The 26,308-nt window shown below is 43.7% G+C and carries 20 protein-coding genes; 7 read left to right on the forward strand and 13 right to left on the reverse strand.

All coding sequences use genetic code 11. The annotated features are described in order from the left end of the window. Positions 1–39: 39 nt before the first annotated feature. Positions 40–2,301, reverse strand: coding sequence for a polysaccharide biosynthesis tyrosine autokinase (locus ACQKC9_RS05730; protein ID WP_427620870.1), 2,262 nt, complete (start codon positions 2,299–2,301; stop codon positions 40–42). A 198-nt stretch (positions 2,302–2,499) separates the two neighbouring features. Further along, entirely contained in the window at positions 2,500–3,546 is a 1,047-nt protein-coding gene (locus tag ACQKC9_RS05735; protein WP_427620872.1) for a polysaccharide biosynthesis/export family protein, read from the reverse strand. A 629-nt stretch (positions 3,547–4,175) separates the two neighbouring features. Here ACQKC9_RS05735 and rluB point away from each other — a divergent pair. After that, entirely contained in the window at positions 4,176–5,102 is a 927-nt protein-coding gene (rluB, locus tag ACQKC9_RS05740; RefSeq protein WP_101206234.1) for a 23S rRNA pseudouridine(2605) synthase RluB, read from the forward strand. A 155-nt stretch (positions 5,103–5,257) separates the two neighbouring features. On the opposite strand, the gene ACQKC9_RS05745 is transcribed toward rluB, so the two are convergent. The 3 genes from ACQKC9_RS05745 to ACQKC9_RS05755 all read right to left on the reverse strand — a co-directional run bounded on the left by ACQKC9_RS05745 (position 5,258) and on the right by ACQKC9_RS05755 (position 7,440). Next, entirely contained in the window at positions 5,258–5,809 is a 552-nt protein-coding gene (locus ACQKC9_RS05745; protein ID WP_427620874.1) for a hypothetical protein, read from the reverse strand. 40 nt (positions 5,810–5,849) lie between these two features. Continuing rightward, the gene (locus ACQKC9_RS05750; RefSeq protein ID WP_427620875.1) at positions 5,850–6,536 is read right to left on the reverse strand and encodes a hypothetical protein; all 687 of its coding nucleotides are present in this window, start codon (positions 6,534–6,536) and stop codon (positions 5,850–5,852) included. 175 nt (positions 6,537–6,711) lie between these two features. Further along, positions 6,712–7,440: a hypothetical protein gene (locus tag ACQKC9_RS05755; RefSeq protein ID WP_427620946.1), complete on the reverse strand. Its 729-nt coding sequence runs from the start codon at positions 7,438–7,440 to the stop codon at positions 6,712–6,714. A 166-nt stretch (positions 7,441–7,606) separates the two neighbouring features. Between ACQKC9_RS05755 and ACQKC9_RS05760 the strand changes: the two genes are divergently transcribed. Continuing rightward, positions 7,607–8,209 (forward strand): LysE/ArgO family amino acid transporter, encoded by a 603-nt coding sequence (locus ACQKC9_RS05760; RefSeq protein ID WP_427620876.1) that lies wholly within the window; start codon positions 7,607–7,609, stop codon positions 8,207–8,209. 148 nt (positions 8,210–8,357) lie between these two features. Here ACQKC9_RS05760 and ACQKC9_RS05765 read toward each other — a convergent pair whose 3' ends face one another. From ACQKC9_RS05765 to ACQKC9_RS05775, 3 genes are all read right to left on the reverse strand, one after another. Beyond that, the gene (locus ACQKC9_RS05765; RefSeq protein ID WP_082624565.1) at positions 8,358–8,999 is read right to left on the reverse strand and encodes a MarC family protein; all 642 of its coding nucleotides are present in this window, start codon (positions 8,997–8,999) and stop codon (positions 8,358–8,360) included. 299 nt (positions 9,000–9,298) lie between these two features. Continuing rightward, the gene (nadC, locus tag ACQKC9_RS05770) at positions 9,299–10,159 is read right to left on the reverse strand and encodes a carboxylating nicotinate-nucleotide diphosphorylase (RefSeq protein ID WP_427620878.1); all 861 of its coding nucleotides are present in this window, start codon (positions 10,157–10,159) and stop codon (positions 9,299–9,301) included. Between the two features lie 160 nt (positions 10,160–10,319). Beyond that, positions 10,320–11,351, reverse strand: a complete 1,032-nt coding sequence (locus tag ACQKC9_RS05775; RefSeq protein WP_101206240.1) for an NUDIX hydrolase — start codon at positions 11,349–11,351, stop codon at positions 10,320–10,322. 360 nt (positions 11,352–11,711) lie between these two features. On the opposite strand from ACQKC9_RS05775, the gene nadA reads away from it, so the two are divergent. The 3 genes from nadA (at position 11,712) to ACQKC9_RS05790 (ending at position 15,847) form a co-directional block, all read left to right on the forward strand. Then, positions 11,712–12,851 carry a quinolinate synthase NadA gene (gene nadA / locus ACQKC9_RS05780; RefSeq protein WP_427620879.1) on the forward strand — a complete coding sequence of 380 codons (1,140 nt, stop codon included), beginning with the start codon at positions 11,712–11,714 and terminating at the stop codon, positions 12,849–12,851. Between the two features lie 70 nt (positions 12,852–12,921). Further along, a complete protein-coding gene (gene nadB, locus ACQKC9_RS05785; protein WP_427620881.1) occupies positions 12,922–14,832 on the forward strand; it encodes an L-aspartate oxidase in 1,911 nt (636 codons plus the stop codon). A 121-nt stretch (positions 14,833–14,953) separates the two neighbouring features. Then, a complete protein-coding gene (locus tag ACQKC9_RS05790) occupies positions 14,954–15,847 on the forward strand; it encodes a phosphatidate cytidylyltransferase (protein WP_427620883.1) in 894 nt (297 codons plus the stop codon). A gap of 26 nt (positions 15,848–15,873) precedes the next feature. Here ACQKC9_RS05790 and ACQKC9_RS05795 read toward each other — a convergent pair whose 3' ends face one another. From ACQKC9_RS05795 to ACQKC9_RS05805, 3 genes are read right to left on the reverse strand one after another with little or no spacing between them, the layout of a single operon-like run. After that, positions 15,874–16,689, reverse strand: a complete 816-nt coding sequence (locus ACQKC9_RS05795; RefSeq protein WP_427620884.1) for an SDR family NAD(P)-dependent oxidoreductase — start codon at positions 16,687–16,689, stop codon at positions 15,874–15,876. Beyond that, positions 16,686–17,882 carry a patatin-like phospholipase family protein gene (locus ACQKC9_RS05800; protein ID WP_427620886.1) on the reverse strand — a complete coding sequence of 399 codons (1,197 nt, stop codon included), beginning with the start codon at positions 17,880–17,882 and terminating at the stop codon, positions 16,686–16,688. The genes ACQKC9_RS05795 and ACQKC9_RS05800 overlap by 4 nt, the downstream gene beginning before the upstream one ends. A gap of 3 nt (positions 17,883–17,885) precedes the next feature. Beyond that, entirely contained in the window at positions 17,886–20,594 is a 2,709-nt protein-coding gene (locus ACQKC9_RS05805) for an alpha/beta fold hydrolase (RefSeq protein WP_427620887.1), read from the reverse strand. A gap of 266 nt (positions 20,595–20,860) precedes the next feature. On the opposite strand from ACQKC9_RS05805, the gene ACQKC9_RS05810 reads away from it, so the two are divergent. Then, the gene (locus tag ACQKC9_RS05810) at positions 20,861–21,772 is read left to right on the forward strand and encodes a lysine exporter LysO family protein (protein WP_427610843.1); all 912 of its coding nucleotides are present in this window, start codon (positions 20,861–20,863) and stop codon (positions 21,770–21,772) included. Between the two features lie 3 nt (positions 21,773–21,775). Here ACQKC9_RS05810 and ACQKC9_RS05815 read toward each other — a convergent pair whose 3' ends face one another. Together ACQKC9_RS05815 and ACQKC9_RS05820 are read right to left on the reverse strand one after the other, a co-directional pair. Beyond that, positions 21,776–23,059 carry an FAD-dependent monooxygenase gene (locus ACQKC9_RS05815; RefSeq protein ID WP_427620888.1) on the reverse strand — a complete coding sequence of 428 codons (1,284 nt, stop codon included), beginning with the start codon at positions 23,057–23,059 and terminating at the stop codon, positions 21,776–21,778. A 167-nt stretch (positions 23,060–23,226) separates the two neighbouring features. Continuing rightward, the gene (locus ACQKC9_RS05820) at positions 23,227–24,555 is read right to left on the reverse strand and encodes a UbiH/UbiF/VisC/COQ6 family ubiquinone biosynthesis hydroxylase (protein ID WP_427620889.1); all 1,329 of its coding nucleotides are present in this window, start codon (positions 24,553–24,555) and stop codon (positions 23,227–23,229) included. Between the two features lie 601 nt (positions 24,556–25,156). Between ACQKC9_RS05820 and ACQKC9_RS05825 the strand changes: the two genes are divergently transcribed. Then, positions 25,157–26,260, forward strand: a complete 1,104-nt coding sequence (locus ACQKC9_RS05825) for a PhoH family protein (RefSeq protein ID WP_179798643.1) — start codon at positions 25,157–25,159, stop codon at positions 26,258–26,260. Positions 26,261–26,308: the final 48 nt, after the last annotated feature.

Genomic DNA, 26,308 nt, shown 5'->3' on the forward strand with positions numbered 1-26,308 from the left:
TATGACGCTCGTTTGCCATGGACAATGAACATTAGCTAACTACGAATTGTGTCCATAAGCATAATGGTAGTGATAGCTGTACCTGTTCAAAATACTTTGCTGTATGTCATTTAAGATGATGCCATCGACTTGTACGTTTGCTTTACTCATCTGTTTGATGGCATAGACCAACTGACCTTCTACTGAATGATCAAATTTGGTGACGATCAGTACTTTGTCTGCGTGTTGTGCCAATACCATGGCGTCTGATGCAGCCAATATAGGAGGTGCATCAATAACGATATAGTCATACTTCGTTTTGAGCGCTGCCATCAAATGATTGAACCTCTCTCCTATCAATAACGAAGTCGGGTTATGCGACGGCCGTCCCCGTGATATAAGGTTAATATTTTCCATGCCAGTCGGTTGAATAAAGCTTTCAAGGTTTAACTTAGCCATATCAATATCTAATCGAGGCTCATCGGCTGATAAAGAGCTATCTTTATCTTGCAGTAAGTAGTCTGTGAGACCACTGTCTGGATTCATACCAAACATTTTGTGCAGCTCCCCTAAACGCATATCTCCATCGATAATCAGTACTTTTTTATCAAGCTGTGCAAATACCTCAGATAAATTAGCCGTAATAAAAGACTTACCGACACCTGGGCTTTCTCCAGTGATTAATATGGTCTGAGCGGACTTTTCATCTGCTGTCTTCGTCGTCTTACCAAATAAAAGGTTTGTCCGTAAATTTTTAATTGCTTCATAACTCAAGCCATTGTGATCAACGTGCGCAAGCATTCGACCAGTATTTTTTTTGTTCCTACCTAGCTTAGATATCGAGGTCGAACGTGGAATCGTTGCAATGACAGGAATTCCCGTTTTAGACTCTAGATGTTCTGGGTCCTTTACGACATTTCTAATTAAATTTCTGATTAAAACCAGCATCACCCCAAGTACAGTACCTACGAGTAGCGCCAGCAACATAATTTGGAATTTGTTTGGTGCAATGGCATCGAAGGTACTGGTCGGTCTATCTAGAATACGGGCATAACCAACCTGACCAGCTCTAACGATTTTTAATTGTTCATAATTTTTGAGCAGTGTGAGGTAAATCTCTCTATTAATAGCTGTATCTTCTGATAGCTTTAAGAACTCTCGCTGTATTTCAGGCAGTCCTGCAACGGTGCTACCTATCGCTCCTATTCGACTGTTGAGGACTTTTAGTTGCTCATTTATCTGGATAACGAGTGGGTGCTCATTGGTATAGTAAGTCGTTAGATCTGCTCTCTTTAATTTGAGATCATTGAGCTGCTCATCGATTCGAGACTTTTCATTTAGTAATAGCTCAGCTTCTTTACCTACATCGATGGTGCCGTGCTTTTTACGAAATTCATTGAACTGAGCTTCAGAGGCGTCTAATTTTTCTTTTAACGCTGGAATCTGCGTTTCCATAAAAGCCAATGTTTTGGTCGTTTCTTCCGTACCACGAGATTGGTTTTGATCGATATATGACTGGACTACCTGATCAAGTGTGGTCGTGATTTGCTGTTGATTTGTGCCTGTCATCGACAGCTGAATAATGTTGGTTTTATCCCCTTTTTCTTCCACAGACAAGGCGCTATTCATTGCATCTGTCGTGGTCTTTAAGGTCTGCTGAGTGATGCCAATAGGGTAACCGTCTGCAGGTAGCTCGGTCACCGTAATGTTAATCTCACCGTTTACCCCATTGAACTGATACGGCTGACCCAATTGTCCTTTGAAATCATCTATTCCATTGCTCAGGACAAACCCTGTGTCAGACTGTGATAGCGTAAAATATTGGTTTAAATACGCTGGTGACACATCGAACTGATTGATTTGTACGATCCCGTTTTTTGTGCTCAAAGACACACCGTCATTTGTGTTCAACTGAGTGTTAATGCGGTCGTTTGTTATTTTATCGAGATAGCCAATATTAGGATCGGTCAGTTTGATGTCTAGATGTAGCATATCGACGACTGGCTCTAGTATCATCCGAGACCGTATGAGCTCGGCTTCTGCCTCAGCCTTGCTCACTTCTTCTCCGACCAACTCTGAGATATTCGCCCCAAGCGCATCGACTCCTTGGGAGTTTTCTTCAATTTGGATCAGCGCATCAGACTTGAAGGTTGGATTAATATAGCGTGTATAGAAAAATCCTATTAAGAGTCCGACTGCTGCCATGAGCGCTATGACTTTCCAGCCACGCAACAAAACCAAAACCAGCGCCGTTAAGTCGATGTTGTCATTGTCGTTGTCACCCTTAGGTGTCGATAGGTCTTTTGAATCTATATTATTCATAACCATATACCCATTATTCAATGTTAATCGCTTAATAGCTTTCGCTTAGCTCCAAGACCCTAACTGCCCTTGACTGCAGTTAGATTGCTCTCTGCCTTATCGCACCTTATAAAATCTATCACTCTACTTCCTATTCTTATCTCACTTAATCTCAGTATCGAAATTCAAAGCACATCCAGTATTTTCACTAGCCATCATTTATAACCCTGATATCACGTTGATGGCAGAGGTTGATGGTAGTATCGCGCTAATCACACGATTCCAGCGAGCCAAGCCTGTTGGATCTACATAAAGAATGTCATTGGCTTGCATGTCGAAGCGACTGGCTAATGCTAAGCTTGTGATGCTCTGCATGTCGACGTAATAGATATTGGTGTACTGGTACTGAGGGTTGTCGCGCACGATATATACTTTGGCTGCGTTAGCCGTATTGGGATTTAGTCCATTTGACTCGCCTAATACATGCGCTAAGCTCAGCCCCTGTTCTGGAATCGCAACTGGCTCAATTTTGCCAAATTCACCCAATACGTAGACCTTATTGCGGCTTTGGCTATTGACGTGAATAGAGTCACCATCCCGCAGATAGATTTGATTGGCAGACAGCCCCATTCTTTGTAGTGACTGCACTCCTAAGCGATAGCTGTTGCCCTGACGGTTGAGCACAATATTGTTTGAATCGCCAGTCTCGGTAGTACCACCTGCCATAGAGATAGCCCCATATACCGACACTGGCACATCAGCTATAGGAAACTCACCAGACTGCTTCACCGCACCATCTACGAAAAACTTGCTGCCACGGTAATTGATAATTTTGACTTGAGGATCTGAGTATTTGAGATAGCGCTGTAGTTTGCTTTGCAACGTAGCGGTGAACTGCGGCACGCTCAGCCCACTGGCTTGAACTCTGCCTATCAATGGAAACTGTATATACCCTTGTTGATCTACCGTTAAGCTAGCAGTTGACGCATTAATATCTGGATAATTGGTAAGGATGATATTCAGCACATCCCCTTTCGCAATGCCGTAATTGACGCGTCCAGAGGTTTTGATCAAATGAGAGAGATCTTGAGTAACAGTAGGTGGCGCTGTACGCGGTAAAGTTGCCAGACTTAAAGGCTGAATATGAAATTGAAGACCGTTTTCTGCAGTAAAGGTGCCAGATTCAGGAAGATTTCCTGACTGAAGTCCTGAGTTGATCGTACAGCCACTAAACAACCCCATTAGAAATAAGCAAAATATGCTCATTACCAAGAAGCGTTTGTGTACAAAAATGAAATATTTATTAACCATAACAGTTACTCATATTTATATTTGTGAATCAAACCAAGAAACCTCACCACAGCATTTATATTCGTAAAAAAGAATATATTTAATAAATATACACCTAAACTATATTCAGTGCAATACATATAACCTGCCATAAAATAATTAAGTTATTATTTTGCAATTGCTTATCAAGCCCTTTATTTACGGCTAATTACGAAGATTGATATCAACTTTTAGATTATTTAGCGATAAAAAAATGCAAGTGAAAACAGCTTCATCATAAATAAAATTTTTATTTTTAATTTGAAGAAATCTAACTTAATGAAGGCTTGTTTCGATTGCATTTATGATTGGAACTATCCTTTTAATGCCGAAGTAGTGTAAGTGTTTGTATCTATGTATTAACTTATATAGTTACTCACTGAGAGTTTTCGAGTCTATATTTTGTATACGACTAATAAACTTTTATTGATTAGCACCATGTTTGTTTATACATTAATAACCAGTAAGGTATTGGTTTACGTGCTAAATTTGTTAAAATAGCGTAGAATAGTCAATCCAATTTTTTACATTGAGAAATGTAAACCCACCGACTCAAGGATATTATGATGAAAGACGAAAAATTACAGAAAGCACTCGCCCGTATGGGACTTGGTTCACGCCGCCAAATGGAAGAAGTCATCAAATCTGGCCGCGTAACGGTTAACAACGGTCCTGCGACCATCGGTGATCGCGTCTCGCAGGGTGATGAGATTCGCGTTGATGGCCGTCAAATAAAATACACTTCTGAAAATGAGAAGCGTCGCCGTGTTATCGCTTACTACAAGCCTGAAGGCGAAGTTTGCTCTGCTAAAGATCCAGAAGGTCGCCCAACTGTCTTTGAACGTTTGCCAAAGCTGACTCATGACCGCTGGGTAATGGTTGGACGTTTGGATATCAACTCAACTGGCCTATTATTATTTACTAATGATGGCGAAATGGCGCATCGCTTGATGCATCCATCTGGTGAAGTTACTCGTGAATATGCCGTACGTGTATTGGGTGAAGTAACGCCTGATATCGCTCGTGCATTGACCGCTGGTGTCATGCTAGAAGATGGCCTTGCAAAATTTGAAGACATTAAAGAAGGCGGCGGCGAAGGCGTCAACAAGTGGTATCACGTCCAGCTAAAAGAAGGCCGAAACCGCGAAGTACGTCGTTTATTTGAATCACAAGGTCTAAAAGTTAGTCGTCTACTACGTACACGCTATGGCACGATTGTTCTACCAAAAGAGCTACGTACTGGCCGTTTCTTAGAGCTTGATAAAAAAGAAATCAACACGTTGACGGATTTGGTCAGCTTGCGTCCACGTTATGGCACGGGTCTACATGGCGCAGCCAAAGAAAAGCAAGAACGTATCAGAAACAAGCCGCTTAAAGCGCGTCGCACTGACACTCGTAGCGATAACCGCAATAGCAGCGCGAAACCTAAAAGTAGTGCTAGCCCTGCTAGCCGCGGTACACGTAACACCCGTGATCGCAATGATAAGCGCTAGTTGATTTGGTTTAACATTATTCTAAGTCTTAAATAGATTTAGAGTAAACATAAAAAAGCGGTCAATGATGAATAGTCATTGACCGCTTTTTTCGTGTCTCTTTATAGGCGTCACAGTTTGCAGGCATCATAGTTGCTTAATATAAAAATAGCCGCTCAGCTGTCGTGGCTATTAATATAGTGTTTCATAACTCGCAGCTCTTGTAGCTGCTCCTCGTCCATTTGTGCCAGTAGTCTATCTAAACGCTGCTCAATATTATCTAAAACACTCTGCAATAACTCACTAGCCTCTAACCTCTTTTCGCTATTCTCATTAGTGGCATTTATATTTGTTAATTGGTAATGAGTAGCTAGCATTTCGGGTAACCGTGTTTGCAGCATTTTATTCAACACAAACTGTGCTTCTGTTATCGCTGGTGTCTTATTCTGAGTTTGTATGGCTGCTTGATAAGCGTGATAGCTGCTCACTTTCTCATCGATACGTTTTATCTGACGAAGTTGCTGCTCTGACAATGTTTTTAAGTGCTGTTTATTTAACGTTAACTGCTGCAAGCTTAATGTGGCTAATGACAAGGGCGCATTGTAATCCTGATAAGTGAGTACGCCAGGTGAGATACCGACGGCTTTATGAAAAGCCTGCCAGCCTTTTCTACCTAGATAAAAGGTAGTGACGGTCGTTACAATACCGATGCCTATTAAGATACTCATATACGTTTGCTCTTTACCCTTTCACCATTCAACTTTGTGTTTATAGCTTAATATCTTCAGCACTCACATTTTCACCAGTTGGGCTTTCAATCGCTTGGATATTTACATCACTGCTAGCATTATTATTGGCATTACTACTGGCATTGCTATCGGGCTTTTGAAACTCTGTATTGCTAGTAGAATTGTCAAAACGTTTTTGGAGATAGCGATTGGTTGCGAGTAGCTTTTGACCGTCTTGATGATATGACGCGTTGAGCAGGTCATCGAACTGTGTGTTAATTGTCTTAAGCACATCTAACAAGGCTTCTTTGCCAGTGACATTAGAATGTTTAATTTTGGTAGTGTCAGCAAGCGCACTATCCGTAACATCTAAATCGTGCAAGCGGCGATAATCAGCGACGGCTTGTGGCACGTGCCTATCCATTAGGTTTTGAATCATAATATAAGTTTCATTGACGGTATCCTTATCATCAATCTTGCCATCATTATTGGTATCGCCATACATGACACGCAGCTTTTCACCCTTTATGTTAATTTGCTCCAGAGCGGTTTTAACGTCGTCAGGTAGGCTTTTTTCAGGTATATAACCCAGTTGCGGCATCGCCTTATATTCGAGCATTTTGGGTGCTGTGACTTTTTTAATGCCACGGTAACCTAGATATAACCCAGCCGCTGGCAACAGCCCATACAAAACAAACATTACGAACATCGCAGTCATTTGGGTCATTATATTGTCCTTATTACTTATCAGAATGTCGTGGCTGATTTCTTATGGTTGTTATTATTAAACAAAAAAATAAGGCTCTATTAAAGCCCTATATTGTTATGCACTGGGTCGATTGTGTTTTTTGATAATACTTAACCTTTTCAAATGTACGAGAGAAAGTGTCATCAGCGAAAATTTAACTTTGCGTACGACTCTTAACATAGCGGTGGGTTGAGGCAAGGCGGTTCAGAACCGTTTGGTGCAATTCATCTAATAATTCGTCAAGCTCATAATCAATTTCTAAGAACAAATCTGTAAGCATATCACCGGCCGTCATCTTGCCCTGCACCATGTTATTTTTAGTGCGATGCGGACTAAATCGTTGTAGCTGCTCATAATGATGCAATGCCTCAGGGATACTTTCGGACACCAGTTTGTCGATGACGAACTGACGCTCATTGTGTTGCTGCTGTTGCTGTTCGTTCAGCTCACTACTCCACTCACGATAACGCTTTAACTTACCGTTGATACGATCTAATATCGCAACGGCCTCGATAGGCATGGCATTTAGGGTGGCCTCATCGACCACATTAACAAGCTCAGTCATAATCGGACAACGTCCATGTTTGAGATACCACAAAGTATCTGGGTCAAAAGGCGGTCTATTGGTTGGGCGCATTTGAGCACGATTACTCAGATAGCGATCGGTCAAGGGTGTGGATGATTGGCTATCACTCACTTGTGCCAACGCATCACATATACGGTTTACACGTTCAGGCGGAGTCAGTGTAGAACGCTCATGTACTGCGTGATTGCTATCACTATTGGTAGCAGCATCCTGTTCATGATTGACACTCATCTCCTGAGCATTCTTTGCTGCTAATGTCGGTAGGTCATCTTGAGCTTGCCCAAATGACTGTAGCATTCTTGTCAAACTGACTACCATGACTTGCTCTGCCCCTCGTCTATTACACTCACATTGTGCGCATATTGCATACATTCATTCAATAGCGTATCTTAGCAGGTTTTTGCTGGCCTGCCAGTAAGCAAAATGTCACCATCCCTACACGCCAACCGTTAAGCACCGTATTATGAATGCTCCCGATTATATCTCTGGTTTCCTACTTGGGCTATCTCTCATCATTGCTATTGGCTCTCAAAACGCCTTTGTACTCAAACAAGGTCTCAAACGCGAACACATATTTTTTGTTTGTTTGTTTTGTGCAGTGAGCGATGCGTTTTTAATCTCAGCAGGCGTTGGTGGTTTTGGTGCAGTTACGGCCCGCTATCCTCACGTTATAGATATCGCAAAAATAGCAGGCGTTATATTTTTATTAGGTTACGGCTTGCAGAGTTTGTATGCCAGCGTACGTGTGTCACATGCTTTAACTGTCGAAGGACAAGTCGTCACGAGTTTGAAAAAAGCCTTGTTACTATGTTTTGGCTTTACTTGGTTAAACCCGCACGTCTATCTAGACACATTGGTACTCGTCGGCATGGTCTCTACAGGCGCAAGCAGTAAATTGACGTTTGCCGCAGGCGCAATTAGCGCCTCGTTCTTTTTCTTCTTTGCGCTTGGGTATGGTGCGCGATTACTTAGGCCTCTATTTGAGAAACCTAAGGCATGGAACATACTGGACGCTTTGATAGGGTTACTGATGCTGTATCTGGCTTGGCATTTGTATCAAAGCTGATAGAGGTATGACTGAGAAATGATAGATAAGCTGAGTGTTGAATAAACTGAATATTAAGTAAACAACGTATTGGATAAACTAAATCACATCGATATCCGCTAACCACTGTATAAATATACATGGTTAGCGGTAATATTGTATTGATCGTTTACATCAAGCTAGGAAAAAGCGTACGCAGACCATTAACGATAATTTCGATAGAAACGGCTGCTAATAGCATACCCATGATTCGACTCATGATGTTCAAGCCAGTATCGCCTAGTAAGCGACTGATACGACCTGCCGCCATCAATGCCAAATAGCAAAACAGACTGATAAATAAGCCAGCAATCAAAATGGCAGATACCTGCAAAATACCTGATACTTGTGAAGAATAAATGATAACCGTAGAGATACCACCAGGCCCAATCATCATCGGAATCGCGAGGGGAACCACGGCAGCTGCCATCGAGACTGGCGCATCTTTTACATGATCAACATCGAAGTTTTCTTGATCAGGTTTAACAGGGTTACCCTCTCCATTCATCATATTTAGGGCAATTAAAAACACCAATATACCGCCTGCCAATTGGAACGAGCCGATAGAAATACCAAGGGTTTTTAGTAGCGTCTCACCTGCAATCGTAAAAAAGCTGATGGTGATGAAAATGGTCAGACAAGCAACGCGCGCGACCTTACGTCGATTGTTCATCGAATAGCCGCGAGTCAAATCTAAAAATAACGTCAATGCGCTAAATGGATTGATCAATACCATAAAGGCTAGGATTATCTTGATAATTTCAGTATTCACTGAGCGCTCGCTTGTCTATTGATACTGCTTGTGCAAAAAGATAAGGTCATCGTGCGAGTGCAACGATGACCCAATAGGCAACTAAAAATAGCATTGTAGCATAGGCAGATAAGCTAATAAAATCATTAACTTTGCGCCGTTACGCCTACATATCACCTTAGTAAAGCTTCAGTGTAAAAACAAGCATTTAATAGGTTGTCAGCACAAGCTATTAGTAATTACCGATCTATTAACTCGGTGATAGCCCTTGTCATAAAATCAAGCGTATATAACGCTATTAGCCTTTATTACGCCTGCCCTTATGCACTAAAATCTAACCCAATATCTAAAGCAGTCGTACTGTGCGTCAAATAACCCATCGCGATAAAATCAACCCCTGTACTTGCTGCCGCTTGTACCGTTTCAGGCGTAATACCACCTGAGGCTTCAGTCTTTGCGCGTCCCTGACACATAGCAACCGCTTGCGACAATGTTTCAGGCGACATATTGTCTAATAGTACTAAACTCACACCGGCATCCAATGCTTGCTCTAATTGCTCTAGCGTATCGACTTCGACCTCAATAGGAATAAGATGCCCAGCAAATTTCTGTGCTTGCTGAATGGCTGTTTTTATATCACCAGCAATAGCGATATGATTGTCTTTAATTAAAATAGCATCATCCAACCCCAAGCGATGATTGCGTCCGCCACCGCAGCGTACGGCGTATTTTTGTACGATACGTAAGCCTGGAATGGTCTTACGTGTACAAGTAATTTGCGCAGGATATTGCGCCACGCTATCGACAATTTGACGGGTCGCTGTTGCAATACCGCTAAGATGGGTCATAAAGTTCAGTGCCGTGCGTTCTGCTGTCAATAAGTGACGCGCGTTACCTTTTACGGTCGCTAACACTGCGCCAGCCTCTACTGTTTCGCCATCCTGTACTTGTGCAATAAACTCAATTTGCGTATCGACTAAGGCAAAAGACAAACGTGCCAAGTCGATACCACATATAACGCCTGCTTGCCGCGCCTTGATCTGTAGCTGCGCTTGCATATCTGCTGGGATAGTAGCTTGTGACGTTACATCACCACGCCTACCCAAATCTTCAGTTAGTGCATTCTCAACCAATGGCTTGAGCAATACGTCATCCAATGCTGGCTCTTTTTCAATTGTCATCTTTGACCCTTATTTAGGCATGATATTGATAGAAACTGCTCGTCATTTAAACTCAAAATGAGCATAAATATAGCGTAAAGTTAGCGACCCTGCAAGGAAAGGTGACAAATTTTTCGTCTTACAAACCGATTTAGAGATAAAACAGACTGGCTTAAAATGACTATTTGCGCTTAGGAAGTTTGCTATCCATCAATAAACTCTGTAATTCAATATCATGGCGGAAGCGATATAACTTGGCAGGACGACCGCGCTGAGCAGTACTACTCTCTCCTGTCTCCATTACTAGGTTTTGCGAATCGAGCAAGCGACGGAAGTTTTGCTTGTGCAAACGCACGCCTGATAACGCCTCAACACTCTGCTGCAACTGCGATAAGGTAAAGACGTCTGGCATCAGACCAAAAATAAGCGGTCTATATTCAATCTTCGCGCGCAGTCTTGAGATAGCAGTAGCAATCACGCGACGGTGATCATAATACATGGGGACGCCTATGCGTTGTGACCAGTCCTCTGGCAAGGCAACAGCTTGATAATTGGGCGGATAATTAGGGGCTTCGGGTATCAGACCTGCTTCATAAAGCATTTCATAACGTAGTAATACATGTTCTGCAATCCATTCTCTACTTTCATTATCGTGTTCGTTGACGGATTGACTGTCAGTGAGTTTGCCACTTGCCAAAAACGCTTCGTCCAGCCCCCAACATAAGCCAATGCGCTGACGCCTGCGCTGTTGGACAATCGAGTCGTTGGCAGTATTGGCCCATTCGAGTAGCGCAGGCACGATAAAGTCCATAATGATACTGGGCATACCGTCCAGATGATTTTCCCATGGGAAATAATCGTACCAATCTCGCCAGAGTGCTTTGCTTTGGAGTGCCTGCGTTTGCGTCTCTTGCACCAAACCCAAATAACTCACATACACCAACGCATGGCCATCAATATTACGCCTGTTAGTATCGACAAAGGTATATAACTGCTCCAAATATCCAAGCGGTTGTTGTGTTTGCTCCTCTACCCACTGACGTACGCCCGCTTGCAACGAGCGATGTAGCGGCATAAGTGGCCCATTTGGCAACAGCTTGCCTTGGTCAACGGTTAAAACGCGCGCGATATGATCTGTGATAGCGACCAACACGGCGACCACTTCTGTCGTGCCGCTACCTTGCTGGTGCGCATGTGAATAAGACAACGTCATGGCTTTGGGAATTATCCTTTTTCTCTGAAATGTGAAAGGCTATTGGGGTCAGTAGCTATGGTATGACTTAGTATAGCTCGAATCTAAAACTATCATAGTCTGTGGTTGTAAGTATGAAAAATCAATGGCGATAAATAGTCATAAGAAGCATGAATTAGCATTATTTTTAAGCTTAGTACGGTTTAAATGCACATCACTTTAAGCACTAAAACCTAATCTTTTGACTTATTAAGTATAAAAAACCACTTGTAATTATGCTCAAAATGAGCATAATTAATACAACTTATAAATTTACTATGTTCGATTATCTATTTTTTAGCTCATACATTTATCGTTATCGCACCAACAAAGGCTGCCATTATGAAAAAATATCCTTACGACGCACCTATCATGAGTACGGACAATCGCATCGCCACTCAGATGAACATTGAATACGCCAAGGCTAAAATGCCAGCAGACTTGCCTCGCGCTGAACGCATCGTGGTTGAAGAAAAAATCAAGAAGCTACTGAAAGAGAATAATGCCGTACTGGTAGCTCACTACTATGTCGACCCTTTTATCCAAGACTTGGCATTGGCAACCGGTGGCTGCGTCGGTGACTCACTTGAAATGGCTCGGTTTGGACAAGCTCATAGCGCTCAAACATTGGTTGTCGCTGGTGTACGCTTCATGGGTGAATCAGCAAAAATATTAAGCATGGAAAAGACTGTACTCATGCCAGATTTGGAAGCCGAGTGCTCGCTTGATTTGGGCTGCCCTGCTGATGAGTTTTCAGCATTTTGTGATGCTCATCCTGAACGTACTGTGGTCGTCTATGCCAATACCAGCGCCGCGGTAAAAGCGAGAGCTGATTGGGTGGTCACCTCATCTGTCGGTATCGACATCGTTCGTCATTTACATGCCCAAGGTGAGCCGATTATTTGGGGCCCTGACCGTCATTTGGGCAAATACATCGCTCGTGAGACTGGCGCAGACATGTTGCTGTGGCAAGGGTCTTGCCTCGTGCATAACGAATTCAAAGCCACTGAACTTTTGCAATTAAAAGAGGAACATCCAGAGGCCAAAGTCTTGGTACATCCTGAGTCACCTGATAGCGTGGTTGAACTAGCCGATGTGGTCGGCTCGACTAGCAAGCTTTTGCAATCAACGTATGAGATGGATGCTGATACCTTTATCGTCGCTACTGATTTAGGCATATTACACGAGATGCAAAAACGCTCGCCAAACAAACGCTTTTTGGCCGCGCCAACTGCTGGCGAGAGTGCAAGCTGTAAGAGCTGCGCGTTTTGTCCTTGGATGGCCATGAACGGTCTAAAAGGGATTGAGCAGTGCTTAACCAATCAAAGCGGTGAAGTGCTAATGACACCTGAGTTAGCGACTGCAGCAAAAAAACCATTACAACGGATGCTTGATTTTGCTGAATCACAAAAGCAACGTGTAGCCGCCAGTGGCGACATAGTAAAAGACCGTACACTGTTCACTAACGTTGGGGCAGCCTAGCATGAGTCAGTCGCATTCAGTTGATTGTTCCAACACCACTCGCTATAAAAATAACAGGAGCAGCAGTGATATGAGTAATATTATAAAAACTGATGTTCTTATCATTGGGGCTGGTCTAGCAGGCTTGAGCACCGCGCTATCTCTGCCAAAATCGCTGAATATCACTGTTTTAAGCAAAGCGGCACTTGAGGTTTGCTCAAGTCACTACGCTCAAGGTGGTATCGCAGCCAGCTTAGACACGGCGGACTCTGTGACTGATCATGTCGCTGACACCTTAATCGCTGGTGCAGGATTGTGTGCGACGGACAATACTGCCCGTATCTTGGGTGCAGGACAGCAAGCGGTGCAGTGGCTATGCGAGCAAGGTGTGCCATTTACTCAAACCACTTTAACTAAAGAAAATGATAATACACCTGATTTTTCAGTCTTAAAAACCAGTGACTTACACTTGACCAAAGAAGGCGGTCATGGCTGTAGACGTGTGGCTCATGCGGATGATGCAACGGGTCGGCACGTGATGGATGCATTAAACATCAAAGCACAGACTGCGGCCAATATCACTATCTTGCCTTATCATGAAGCGTTAGAGTTACTGACTTCACCTATGATTAGCAGCTCTTCTTTTAGCATGAACGGTAGCGAGATTAAACATTGTCGAGGGGCGTTGGTCTTTGATCATATCAATGAGCGCCAACTCACCATTTATAGTTCAGCTGTCGTACTCGCTAGTGGTGGCTTAGGTCAGTTATTTAAGCGTTCCAGCGCGCCTAACGTCTGTGTTGGTGATGGCGTCATGATGGCATGGCAAGCAGGCTGTCGTTTGGCAAATTTAGAATTTATTCAATTTCACCCAACGGGCTTAGCGTTAGATGACAGCAGTTTTTTGATATCTGAAGCGTTACGCGGTGAAGGTGGACGACTCTATTGTCCACAGACTGGTACGCGCTTTATGTTAGACATTGATGAGCGCGCTGAATTGGCGCCACGCGATATCGTCGCTCGAGCAATAGCCAATCAGATTAGTAGTAACGGACTTGGCTACGTGCATCTTAATGTCAGTCACTTGCCAGCCGCATTTATACAAGCGCATTTCCCGCAGATTTATCAGACGCTGCTAGCACTCGGCGTCGATATGACCACAGACCCTATTCCAGTCGCTCCGACTGCCCACTATAGTTGTGGCGGCGTGGTGACTGATGCCAATGGTTTGACCGATATTGCAGGGCTGTATGCAGCAGGCGAAGTTGCTTATACAGGGTTGCATGGGGCCAATCGTTTAGCAAGCAATTCATTGTTGGAGTGTGTGGTGGTTGGTCGCAACATCGCAGCTAATTTGCCATGTTACTTAACAAAATTGGATCGCTTAAAGAACTTAGAAGCTTTAGAGAAAACGGCTGAAGCTTTAGAGAGAACAGCTCAGCCACATACGACTATTCATTATGAACTGCATCAGTTAGCTGCCGGTATTTGGCAATATCCGACATTAGAAAACACGCAATTTGTTATCTTGCCCTCTTCTAAGCAGTCATCGTATCCAACTTATAAGGTCGATAAAGCATTTCATTCTAACGTAGATCTTGCAGAGATAACTATAGCATTGAAAGCTCTTTTGACAGCCAATATGGGCATCACACGTAGCGACGAAAAATTAGAGCAAGCATTGCGACAAATTGAGCAGTGGCAAGAGTCAATCGAACATACTGAAACCATGCTATCTGATGTGAGCAGTAACGCCCCTACTACTGACAGTGAACTTGTCATTTTTCAACTGGCGAGGCAATTAGAGTTAGCAACGATGATTGTTCAATCGGCTTATCAGCGCTTTGAGAGTCGCGGTGGGCATTACCGTGAGGATTATCCTAACTTAGCTGAAACGCCTTTAACCAGTATCATTCTGCCATCAATAAACGCTACGCTTAACTCCTTTTCTCACGTTATAGAAGACGAACGTTATCTGATACCTGTTACTGACCATATTTGAGCGTACGACAGATAATAGCCAAACCCATCAAGGGCGACATCTAACACTATAGTTAAAGAGGCATTTAAGCTATCATTATGGATAGGCTTAAAATATTACCTCTTCTTTGAGTGCCCATGGTATGGCTTCTGATATTGTGTTTGTGATTGCCCTGATGATAACTGTCAGTTTGGCTTGGAGTGTACTTGCCGTACCTCGTCTGCGCAAACGCTTGCCAAAAATCTATTTGATAGCCCGCTCATGGTGGTTGATGCTCGCCGCGCTCTGCACTTGCTATGTGATTGCAAAAATAACAAACGATACGCAAGGCTCACATTCGCAAGTATATGCCTATCAATGGCTGCTCATTTTATTTTTTATATTAATTGGTTTACGCGGCAGCTACGAGATTAAACGCCTATGGTGTTTACGCAGTAAAGCCGTACTCATTCATAAACTCCAAGCGCAAGGCTTACAGCCAAGTACGCTCCTGCTACCGAAAGCCCATCTCAATTCAACTCAATACTATACGCGGCTTAACTCCTTAGACCTGCTATTAAGTATTGCATTCATCTCACTCATCATTAGCCTTATTGTCTTACAGCAATTGACCTGGCAACGCGAACAATATGGCGTTTTACTCTTCGTATTATTTGCCAGTCAGTTCAACGATATTGCCCAATATCTATGCGGAAGAATGCTTGGGCGCAAGCTTTTTAAACGAGGTCTTGCTCCGACTATTAGCCCGAATAAAAGCATTGAAGGTGCTATCTTTGGCAGTTTAGTTGCAGCAATCCTGGCATCAGTATTAGGTCTTTGGCTCACCCCTTTTGATTGGTGGGTCTGTCTATTAGCTGCGTATAGTTTGGCTGTGAGCGGTATTTTTGGCGATCTATTAGAATCAGCATTTAAACGCCAACACGGGGTGAAAGACACCGGAACGATGCTCGCTGGTCATGGTGGGGTATTAGATCGGATAGATAGTTTGCTGATTGGAGTGCCAGTATTTACCCTACTCTACTGGTTATTTGGTTAAATACAATCAAAGCACAGATAGCAGAGTCATTTGGCTCTATCCAGTTTACTGCGCAATATCCAATTGAGCACAGGCTTTGGTAAATGATTTAAAGCACTCGTGATATAGCGCATCGAGCGTGGAAATATCGCCAGTTCCACATCATCGTCAATCGCTTGCATAATATGATTAACTGCCGCTTGCGTGCTCATAATAAATGGCTTATGGCTAGCATCGCCATCGTTTAAATCACGTAATGCTTGGGTGTCGATATAGCCTGAGGCAATACAGTTCACTTGGATATCATAAGGTATAAGTGCTGCTCGATAAGCGCTAGCCGTAGCAATCATTGCGCGCTTGCTTTTTGCATAGAGGCTGGCATAAGGATAATCCATCGTACCTGCGATAGAGGCAATACAGATGAGGCTAGGTCTATCGCTTTTGCTAGCGTCCAATGACTGATATTGCTGCTTTAACTGACTGCTTGCCCATCTAAAAACTTGCTCAAACGCCTGTAAATTAATCGCTAGCATTTGGTCGCTATCTGCTTGATTTAAGTAATGGATACGCTCATTGGTATAGCTACCAGCACTATAGACCAGCCTTTGAAATGGAATACCTGACAAATTGTCTAATAACGTTTGCGTTTGATTTGGTTCAGTTAAATCACACACATAAGTTACGATAGCAGGATGCTGGCTGTTGATATCGGTTATCTTTGCTGCGCTACTTCCGATAACGCTCACCTGCCAGCCAAGCGTCTGATGATTCAGCGCTAATGCCAAGCCAAGGCCACTCGTACCACCAACGATAATAATATGCGGCGCATGGTTTCTAGTGATACCTTTTGCGATGTTTTTCATAATTTATGCTGCTGTATATAGTTGACCGTACGCTGATAGCCATATTGCCATTGCGCCTGCATTTGCTGCACAAAACCGTCATAGTCGCTGTGTATTAGCTCAACGGTCATTTGCTTTAGGTTAAAACGCTTTTGCACATTGTGCCCTCTCAGTTGCTGCTCGTTATCTGCAAATGGTAACCAATGTAGCTGACGGTTTTTATTAATGGTTTCAGTGGGCGCCGACACACTGATTGGTTGATAATCATGCACCTGTGCCAAGCGCTTATTGGGATCGAAACCAAAGACGCGCTGAATCGCGGGAGCAGCCAGCCATGCGTCATAACCTGCCTTAGTCTCTGCAAATACGCTATCACCCAACTGACAGGCCAACTCAATCGGTGTGAGATTAATCACACCTCCTAAACACCAGCCAAGCTCTGGGATATGTGTTGGCGGTAGATAGTACATGTCTGCCATAGAAGCGCGAATCACTGGGGCAAAATCCCATTGTGTTTGAACCTTTACAGAAGGGTGTATGCGTCCGTTTGCAAATATATGCGCTGGTGACGTTATTTGTTCGTCAGCCAGACCTGATACAAGGTCTGGCAAACTTGCTAAGCACGGCGGCGCAAATAACAACTCTTGCAGTGCGAGTTTTTCATTATACAGACTATCAGCAGGTGCTTGATACAATCGACTGGCAATGATTGCTATTTCTGGTGTTGCTTTATCAGTATTGCCACTATCATTATTACTAGTAGCAAACTGCGACAGCTCATCTAGCCAGTACTGATCGTTATCGATACGAAACATCGCCAACTGCCGTAACTCATTTAACAGTCGCTCGTAGCTGTCTGCTTGACGTTGTCCTTGTCCATTATCCCTTTGCTTTGATAACCGCCAACGCTTAAGTGCGCTCGTCATATAGCGTAGCTTTAGACGTGTATTGGCTTCATCTGGCGCGACATGTCTGATGGCAGTGATGACACGATACAACTCACGGCTGCACATCAACGCTTGCAAATCCTTAGGGTCAGGCGCAAGTTGTACTAAATAAGCAGATAAACTGCCACCGCAAGTACCAACGATAATATCTGGTGTCAAATCATGCGCTGCTAAGGCTGCATAACTGCCCAAATAATAACCAAAACGTGACCCTCCTCCTGAGAAAAGTTGAACACGCTCGTAAGGTTTAACCTGCTCATTGTTCATCTATTACTCGTTATCAGCTGGTGCGGTTTTAATCGCTAACGAAACAGTAAAGATACCAAAGCGATCGATACGCATGGCAACCTTTTTAAAACCTGCCCTCTCAACCAGTTGATCCATCTCCGCCTGCGAACGGCAACGCATCACCCAACTACTACCACGGTGATTGTTTAATGTTTTACTGATAAATTCTTGCTCAGGGTGCCACGGTTGGTTGGTATAAATCAAATAACCGCCCGATTTTAAACTATCATGAATACCTGCTAAAGCTGTCGCTGGTAGCGCATTATCAGAGAACAACTCAAACAACCCAGAAGCAATAGCAAGATCTGATTTTTTAGTATCGGCGCTAGTATCATTCGTATGTGCATTGATATAACTGGCTGCGTCAAACGCATCCTTTTGACTGGTCACGACTCGACTGCTCATGGCCAAACGCTCCGCCTTTGCTTGCAATGCTTGGATATTATGCATTTCATAATCACGCAATTCAGCATATAAATTTGTAAATTCTGTCAGTAGATCAAACGCATAAAAACCATGACCACTAGCGATATCTAACAGTTTTGGTTGGTATGATTTATTGCTACCTTGGTTTTTATCTTCAATATCTGCAAGTGCTAAGCGTGCCAACTCCAATATGTGCTCACGGCGAATACGAATACCTTGCCAGCCGATATTATTTAAATAAAACTTATCGACTGCCTGTCCAAATTTATTCTGACCGCTGGGCTTGTTGTAATAGACATGATCTAGCGAATGACCTGAATCAAATCCATGCTCCAGCCCTGTGGCAATCGCATCGCTGACATGACCGAACTTTTGCATCGCAAAACGGGTAATTGCAAAGTTTGGATTGAATGGTTTAATCGCCAAACGATCTACTTTATCTTTACTGGCACTGTTTAAGTGAGCCGTACTCAAATCAGGGGCTTGGACTGGTGTGCTAAATATTTCCTCAGCAAACTCAATACAGTCGGCGAATACGTCGGCTTTATTGGTCTCATGAAAGATTGCATGATAGCTGTCTGGATACAACTGCCAGCGTTTGATCGGTGTGTTAATCGCCTCATAGAATTTCCGCTCAGCCTGTTTATCGACCACATAATCCTTGCCTGCACATAAGACAAACGTCGGTACGGTGATAGCACCAGCATCATCGAGTAGACGCTGCCCCGTTGCATGGGTATCAATGAGTAAATCAGTCGAGATACTATTCGATATCAATGGATCGGCATTATAGGCTTGCTGCGCGTCTTTATCATGGGTCAGTACTTGTGCTTTAACGTAGCTGCTGACACGGGACATCAGACCTAGCGTACGCGCCACCTTCAATGACGGTATGGCAAAGGGCAAATACAAGCGAATACTGAGCGCAGGCGTTCCAAGTATCATGCCGCGAATATTTGGCGCATAATCGTGTACCCATGCTGCTGCCAATACCGCGCCGATACTGCTAGCGACAATCAATGTATCTTCAATCGCAATGCCTGTTTGCTCAATCACCAGTTGTACAAAACCCTCTAAATCTCGCTCAAGCTCGGTAACGCTATCAGCATGATCTTTGATACCCCCTGAGCGCCCATTACCGCGCGCATCCCACGCAAACACCTGATAGCCAGCTGTTGCAAACTGCTCTCCTAGCTCTGCCAATCGTCCCGAATGCTCATGCCCTCGGTGCAATAAAATAACTTGGCGCAACGGTTGGTTGGCTTGCTTGATAGCTGATTTTTTCATGTCTTCTAAAGGCATCGTTAGCCAATAGCGATAATAAATAGCCGTGCCGTCGTAAGCGTTATAACAGCTCTCACCATTGATGATTTCAGATGCAGGTAAATCAAAACCAACACTGGCCTGTTCTTCGAATTTTTGACTATCAACGGTTGTGGTTGGCATTTCTTTGAACTCCAATGGGCGAGCGTTATCAGTAGAAGTATTTGGCAAAACAACAGTGAGAGATAGGGAGTTGTTTGTTGACTCATCCAGTACGGATCGCAGCTCAGGTGGGTTGTGCATCAAGTATAACTCTGTCATATAACGTAGTCGATTAAGACAAGTCTTTAATAATATTATCTCTGTTAGTATAAATAATTGACTCATTCTGATAGCAGGTAAAGTCCCCTGCGTTTTAATACCGACTGGCGCTTTGGCTCTAATGCCCATAAACGCACCAAGCATACCTAATAAGAAGGCACGATCGCTTTTGCCCAAAGGCCCTTGATTAGCACGAACACCTAACATGGTATTACTAGTAACGCCTAACAGCTCGGTGCCAATACTAAGGGCGATCAGAGCAATGATATGATGCTGAGAAGTTGATATATACGTTGGCAAATTAACTATTAACGTTTGCTGTTCTTTATCATTGATATGATGGGTCAGAATATGAGGGATCAGGCTCGCTAATAGCGCCGTATCGGCAACCATATCACCTACTTCGTTTAACACGGCTCCTAGCGTTGATGCCTGCCCATGCTCACGCGCCATCATACCATCGATGGCATTGAGTGCCATACGTACAAACAATGATGAAGGCAATAAAAGCCACAGCCGCTGCTTTTCAGCCGTTGGTTTGGCAATGATATAGGCAGTACCGACACTTAATAAAGCAGCGGATACCGTCACTTGGTTAGCGGTAATGTTTTGCTCAACCAGCGTATTGCTTATCGGACGTAGTTGATTTTGAAACTGAGTTTTGAGCTGATATAGCGACATGAGTCTAGCCAAATATTTTCAGTACTTTAATGTAGCAACAAAAGTTTATAAGGTAAAGAATTACAAAGCGCTCAAAAATGGTCAAACATTTTGAAAAAAGATATTTATTAATATCATTATAAGCGTCCAGTTTTGTCTATTTTAATTAACAACGACCAATGATTTGCACTGAATCTCAGTGGCTCATACCAGTATTGTTAACCTTATATGGTACAATCTTCAGCTTCTTAAAAACGCCTTATTAAAAATGCTGCGAGCCCGTCATCATGCAAAGCCTAGTCACCCTTGTTCTGGTATTAATGCCAATGTTTATTGGCTTTGCCATTCCGTCTAACCCTACTATGACAAAAGTGGCCGACAAAGGTCTATCATACCTGGTATTCGTCATCCTGGCGTTGATCGGCATTGAGCTGTCTCAGGTAGAAGGTCTAGGTAATCAGCTGGGTGAAATTGCGCTGTATGTCACTGTATTATCAATACTGACAATTGGTACGGGATTGTTTGCGCTTATGCTGTTTGACCATCTGCGTCCGTGGCATGCCAAAAAACCAAGCGTAAAATCTAAAGAGCATCGGGTGAGCATTCGCGGTAGCTTGGCACAAGTGGTTTGTGTGGTGATTGGGATGGTGATTGGCTATTTCTTGCCTGCTGGTTATATGCCGCCTGAAAACTCTATGACCGTCATGCTGATGATTTTAATTTTACTGGTCGGTATAGGCTTAAAAGGCTCGGGCATCACCTTAAAAGAAGTGTTGCTCAATAAACGTGGCGTAGAAATGAGTGTCATCTTTACGCTAGCGGTATTGGCGGGTGGCCTTATTTTCGCGCTACTATTTACTGATGTGTCGTGGACGAAAGGCTTAGCATTATCGTCAGGGTTTGGTTGGTACTCGCTGTCAGCGATTGTAATGACCGATGCTTATGGCGCGGTTTGGGGCAGTGTCGCGTTGTTTAATGACTTGGTACGTGAGTTCTTTGCGTTAATCTTTATTCCGGTATTTATGCGCAAATACCCTTCTGCCGCGGTTGGGCTTGGCGGCGCGACCAGTTTAGACTTTACCTTGCCTATCATTCAGCAGTCAGGTGGTCTAAAAGTCGTGCCACTAGCGATTAGCTTTGGGTTTTTGATCAATATTGTCTCACCAGTGCTGATGGTGTTCTTTTCGGCGCTTGGGTAGCTCCTACACCCCACTCGCCTGCTTAGCAAACAAACGCATTAATGGCTTGATTTTGCTGACTCGGTACATACCTTCATTACGGATTTGCTGCACAGGACGCATTTGGGCAAGCGACCCTGCAAATAACCAGTTAAGCGCAGAAAAGCTGTGCATCATTAGGCTGTTATGCGGACGGCGCGAACGCTCATAATGACGTAGCGTTTGATTGCTGCCCCAAAGCGTACCACCACTACGTGTAAAGTCATGCGCTAATTGCTCACATAATACTTGCACGTCCAGCATACCGAGGTTCAATCCTTGACCTGCCAGCGGATGTACGCCATGAGCAGCGTCACCGATGAGTACCAAGTTATCAGCGACGTAGCTTTTCGCTTGCTGAGCCGCTAATGGAAAACTAGCGATAGACTCAATCTGATTAATCGCACCCAACTCGTAATTGCTGGCAGCTGCTAACTTATCAGCAATAAAACGATCTTCTTCCTCTATCAATGCTAATGCTTGATTGCGCGGCAATGTCCATACGATCGACTGCCAATGCTGCGGATTTGTCTTATCAACATCGGTTATATCAGCTAGCGGCAATAGTGCCAACGTACCCGTCGGTAGCATAGCTTGGCGTGCTGTCGCTTGATGCGGTTTCTCAGTCTGAATCGCACAGCAAATCGCCGTTTGATTATAGTCAAGCGTATCTACGCCAATCCCTGCTTGCTGACGGACAAATGAACCGCGCCCATCAGCGCCAACTAATAGACGCGCATCAATCACTTCGCCATTATCTAGAGTGACACGGTAGCCTTGCTGCGCCCCTAACCAATCCATATCAACAACTTTGTGACCAGCGATAAGGGTGAGATACTCACTGACATCAGCTTCATGCAAGCGTTGCCATAATGCGTGCTCGATAACAGCAGGCTCAACCATACTACCTAATAATGTAGGCTCATGATTTTTACTACTACTATCCTCGGCGCCGCTGTCTTCACTTTCGCCAAATAATAACTCACCCATACCATTTAGCTGCCATACCTGCATTTGCGAGTAGTCTGCTTTGCGTTTAGAGGCGGCAATCTTTTGCCACGCGCCAATGTCTTTAAGTAAATTAATACTAGCCATACTAAGTGCATAGACACGTGCGTCACGTTTGCTAAGTACGTCTTGCCAAGCTGACTCATCACGCTCAGGACGGGCATCAATCAACGTCACCGGCATTTTTTCCTGTGCCAGCTTTAGAGCAAGCGTCGCCCCAACGATACCGCTACCGATAATCAACGTATAGTTGTTTTTCATAAGGTGTCTCTCAATATTGCTCAATATTAGAATGCTTATTATCAATCTTGATTACAGTTAGTTGATTCAGTTTAAAAGAGAGACAAGGCAACCGAGTGCAGATGTATAGGCAATACTTCAAGCGAGGTTAACGCTGTCACTCTTTTAAAGAGGATTTAACTATAGCGCTATGATTTTAAACCCATCGCATAAGTAGCAACTAATGGCTTAATATTTGGCAATTTATCAAAGGCCAATAACGCCATATTTCGCGCCAGCTTAATCGCGGGGTTAGGATGCGTGAAGCCGTGTACTACCGCATCACAAAAACGAATCACTCGCTTCTGGTCAGTTTGACGTGCTTTTTCATAACGTTTTAATAGCTGTGCATCACCGATATCTGCGCCTTTGAGCACTTGTGCATTTAGCATTTGTGCCAGCACATGTGCATCTCGCATACAGAGATTAAAGCCTTGGCCAGCGACAGGGTGTAAGGTATGAGCGGCATTGCCCATAATGACGCAGCGCCCCTCTACTTGCTTATCCGCTAGTACGCGGTTCAATGGATAGGCGCCGCGGCGACCAGCAGCGATAAACTTGCCAGCGCGTTGACCGAAAGCTTGCTGTAGCGTCTGCAAGAAATGGGCATCGTCTTCTAAGTATCTGGTTTCTTCACCTGTTGGGCATACCCACACGACAGAGCGTCTGTAGCCTTGTTGATACTCATCATTGCCATCGCCCTTTGGATCAGTCAGTGGGAGCACAGCAAGTGGGCCTGCTGGACTAAAACGCTCAATCGCTGCATGCTCGTGTGGCGTATCTGTCTCTACTACGCCGACGATGGCCGTTTGCTGATAGTCATACGTGGTTGTACCGATATCTAGCAATTGTCGTACTGTAGAATCGCGCCCATCACAAGCGACTAATACGCTAGCTTGCAGCTGCTGCTCGTTTTCGGCTTCATCATTGTAATTGAAGCTAAGTGTCACACTATCGGTCTGCTGCTGGACCGTTGTCACATTGGCATTATCTATCAAGGTAATTAATGGCTCTTGCTGTGCGGCTAATAAAAGCTTACGCCCCAGCCAAGCGTTTTCGATGACTTGCCCAAATGACTCGACCTTTTCCTCTGCTTTATTCAGCTGCGCGCGCCCAAAACTGCCTTGCTCACTAATCTGTACAGTGTCGATACGGCAGGCATGGCTTTGTAACTCATCCCACAGTCCAATCTCTTGATATATCTGTACCGTGCGCCGCGATAACGCCGTATTGCGACTGTCTAAATAATGGCTGCGAGTCCTATCATCCGTTGGACTGATGGTTGGATAGCTGTTTTTTTCTAATAAGGTACTCGCAATACCGTGATGGGCCAATAGCAATGCAAAAGACAAACCAACATGACCACCACCTGCGATAAGCACTTGCTGGTCAGTTATCGCTTCTTTCTTTTTAGAGATGCCGTCAAACTTTTTAGATATGCTGCCAGCATTGGATAAATGTGAATCAGTATCTTGCATTGTTATTTTCCTATTATAATTTTTTGGACAAGCAATTTATTAGTGATAGACAACTGCTCGTCACTGACTTTATTTTATAATTTTTATCGTGTCGCTGCTGTTATTAGATGGGTTGCAGCAAACTATGGTATCGCCCATAGATTACCACAAATTGTCCATTATGCCGTGGTCTTAACCGTAGACAAATCGTTTCTTTACTCTCATCATAAACGAGGTTTATATTTATAAAACTCAAATATCTTAATCTTATTAAAGCACTATCATACGATGGGCAGCGATGAATTATATAGAACTGATAGCAATATCAAATCGATCTATAGAAAATCGCGGTAGCAGTTGCAATCCGCATACAAAAACAGCGTTATCTATCTGATGTATGGCTTGAAATTTAAAATTTCTCTACCATAATGAAGGCAAGACTTTTCATTATTTTCATTTATTACCTTCCACAAAAACAACAATAATATCGCCGTCATTTTTATCATCTATAATCTTTTTACCACCTAAAAAACTGTAACGCCACTAACTATTTTATCTCTGCAACCCATCACGCAATTAAAACCAAATCATAGCGTCGGGTACACAATAAAAGGATAATCGCTTGACTGATTCCATGAGCCGCCGTATAAAGTTTGAATCACTGACCCCAGCACAGCTAAAAACCGTGCTTGGTGAATACAACAATCACATGAAATATATCCAAGAACGCCTCGATATTAAAATCATGCAGCGCCAAGGCGATTTTTGCCTGAGTGGCGATGTGACCAATGTCGAACGCGGTGAACGTATTATCTACAAAATGGTAGATGAAGCACAGAACACCAAAGACATCAGTGCAGAAGAGCTGCACCTCATCATCCAATCTAGTCTCTCTCGTGATGAAGACATCGAAGAAGACGAGCAAGACCACGATGATATGGAATATGATGAAGACTTGGATGAGGCTAGCGAGTTTACGCCCATCAGTTTACGTACACGTAAGGGTCGCATCGTTCCGCGCGGTGGCAACCAACAGCGCTACGTAAAAAACGTCCTGAGTTCCGATGTGTCGTTTGGTATTGGGCCAGCTGGTACGGGTAAAACGTATCTAGCAGTCGCTTGTGCCGTGGATATGCTTGAGCGTAATGAGATTGAACGTATTTTGCTAGTGCGTCCAGCGGTAGAAGCTGGCGAAAAGCTAGGCTTCTTGCCAGGTGATTTGACCCAAAAAATCGATCCATACTTGCGCCCATTATATGACGCGCTCTATGAGATGATAGGCTTTGAAAAAGTCGGTAAAATGATTGAGCGTCAGATTATCGAAGTGGCACCGCTTGCCTATATGCGTGGTCGTACTTTGAATAACTCGTTTGTCATTCTAGATGAAGCGCAAAACACCACGCCTGAACAGATGAAAATGTTTTTGACGCGTTTGGGCTTTGGCTCACGTGCCGTCATCACTGGGGATATTACTCAGGTCGATTTGCCACGTGGTCATAAGTCAGGCTTGGCACAAGCGATGGATATTCTAAAAGATATCGAAGAGATTCATATCACAAAGTTTGATTCAAAAGACGTCGTACGACATCAATTGGTACAACAAATTGTTGAAGCCTATGATGTGTTTGATGAAGAGCAAATGGCTTTAGAAGAAAAACGTAAGTTTGAACGTATTAAAGAACAAGAGCGTAGACAAGCCGTCGCTAATGCAGCAGCCAATCTTTAGTAATCAAGCTAATCACTGAATTACAATCATTTGCTATAAGCATTTAGC

It is taken from the genome of Psychrobacter sp. NPDC078409 (assembly GCF_050268505.1).
Taxonomy (GTDB): domain Bacteria; phylum Pseudomonadota; class Gammaproteobacteria; order Pseudomonadales; family Moraxellaceae; genus Psychrobacter.

Bases quoted from the DNA above. Each gene is read 5' to 3' on its own strand.
- nadB (WP_427620881.1), top strand. From the start codon at position 12,922: ATGAGTAATATTATAAAAACTGATGTTCTTATCATTGGGGCTGGTCTA.
- ACQKC9_RS05750 (WP_427620875.1), bottom strand. From the start codon at position 6,536: ATGACCCAAATGACTGCGATGTTCGTAATGTTTGTTTTGTATGGGCTG.
- ACQKC9_RS05735 (WP_427620872.1), bottom strand. From the start codon at position 3,546: ATGAGCATATTTTGCTTATTTCTAATGGGGTTGTTTAGTGGCTGTACG.
- ACQKC9_RS05795 (WP_427620884.1), bottom strand. From the start codon at position 16,689: ATGAAAAACATCGCAAAAGGTATCACTAGAAACCATGCGCCGCATATT.
- ACQKC9_RS05730 (WP_427620870.1), bottom strand. From the start codon at position 2,301: ATGAATAATATAGATTCAAAAGACCTATCGACACCTAAGGGTGACAAC.
- ACQKC9_RS05810 (WP_427610843.1), top strand. From the start codon at position 20,861: ATGCAAAGCCTAGTCACCCTTGTTCTGGTATTAATGCCAATGTTTATT.
- ACQKC9_RS05800 (WP_427620886.1), bottom strand. From the start codon at position 17,882: ATGAACAATGAGCAGGTTAAACCTTACGAGCGTGTTCAACTTTTCTCA.
- ACQKC9_RS05815 (WP_427620888.1), bottom strand. From the start codon at position 23,059: ATGAAAAACAACTATACGTTGATTATCGGTAGCGGTATCGTTGGGGCG.
- ACQKC9_RS05820 (WP_427620889.1), bottom strand. From the start codon at position 24,555: ATGCAAGATACTGATTCACATTTATCCAATGCTGGCAGCATATCTAAA.
- ACQKC9_RS05775 (WP_101206240.1), bottom strand. From the start codon at position 11,351: ATGACGTTGTCTTATTCACATGCGCACCAGCAAGGTAGCGGCACGACA.
- ACQKC9_RS05790 (WP_427620883.1), top strand. From the start codon at position 14,954: ATGGCTTCTGATATTGTGTTTGTGATTGCCCTGATGATAACTGTCAGT.
- ACQKC9_RS05760 (WP_427620876.1), top strand. From the start codon at position 7,607: ATGAATGCTCCCGATTATATCTCTGGTTTCCTACTTGGGCTATCTCTC.
- ACQKC9_RS05755 (WP_427620946.1), bottom strand. From the start codon at position 7,440: ATGCTACAGTCATTTGGGCAAGCTCAAGATGACCTACCGACATTAGCA.
- nadC (WP_427620878.1), bottom strand. From the start codon at position 10,159: ATGACAATTGAAAAAGAGCCAGCATTGGATGACGTATTGCTCAAGCCA.
- rluB (WP_101206234.1), top strand. From the start codon at position 4,176: ATGAAAGACGAAAAATTACAGAAAGCACTCGCCCGTATGGGACTTGGT.
- nadA (WP_427620879.1), top strand. From the start codon at position 11,712: ATGAAAAAATATCCTTACGACGCACCTATCATGAGTACGGACAATCGC.
- ACQKC9_RS05745 (WP_427620874.1), bottom strand. From the start codon at position 5,809: ATGAGTATCTTAATAGGCATCGGTATTGTAACGACCGTCACTACCTTT.
- ACQKC9_RS05805 (WP_427620887.1), bottom strand. From the start codon at position 20,594: ATGTCGCTATATCAGCTCAAAACTCAGTTTCAAAATCAACTACGTCCG.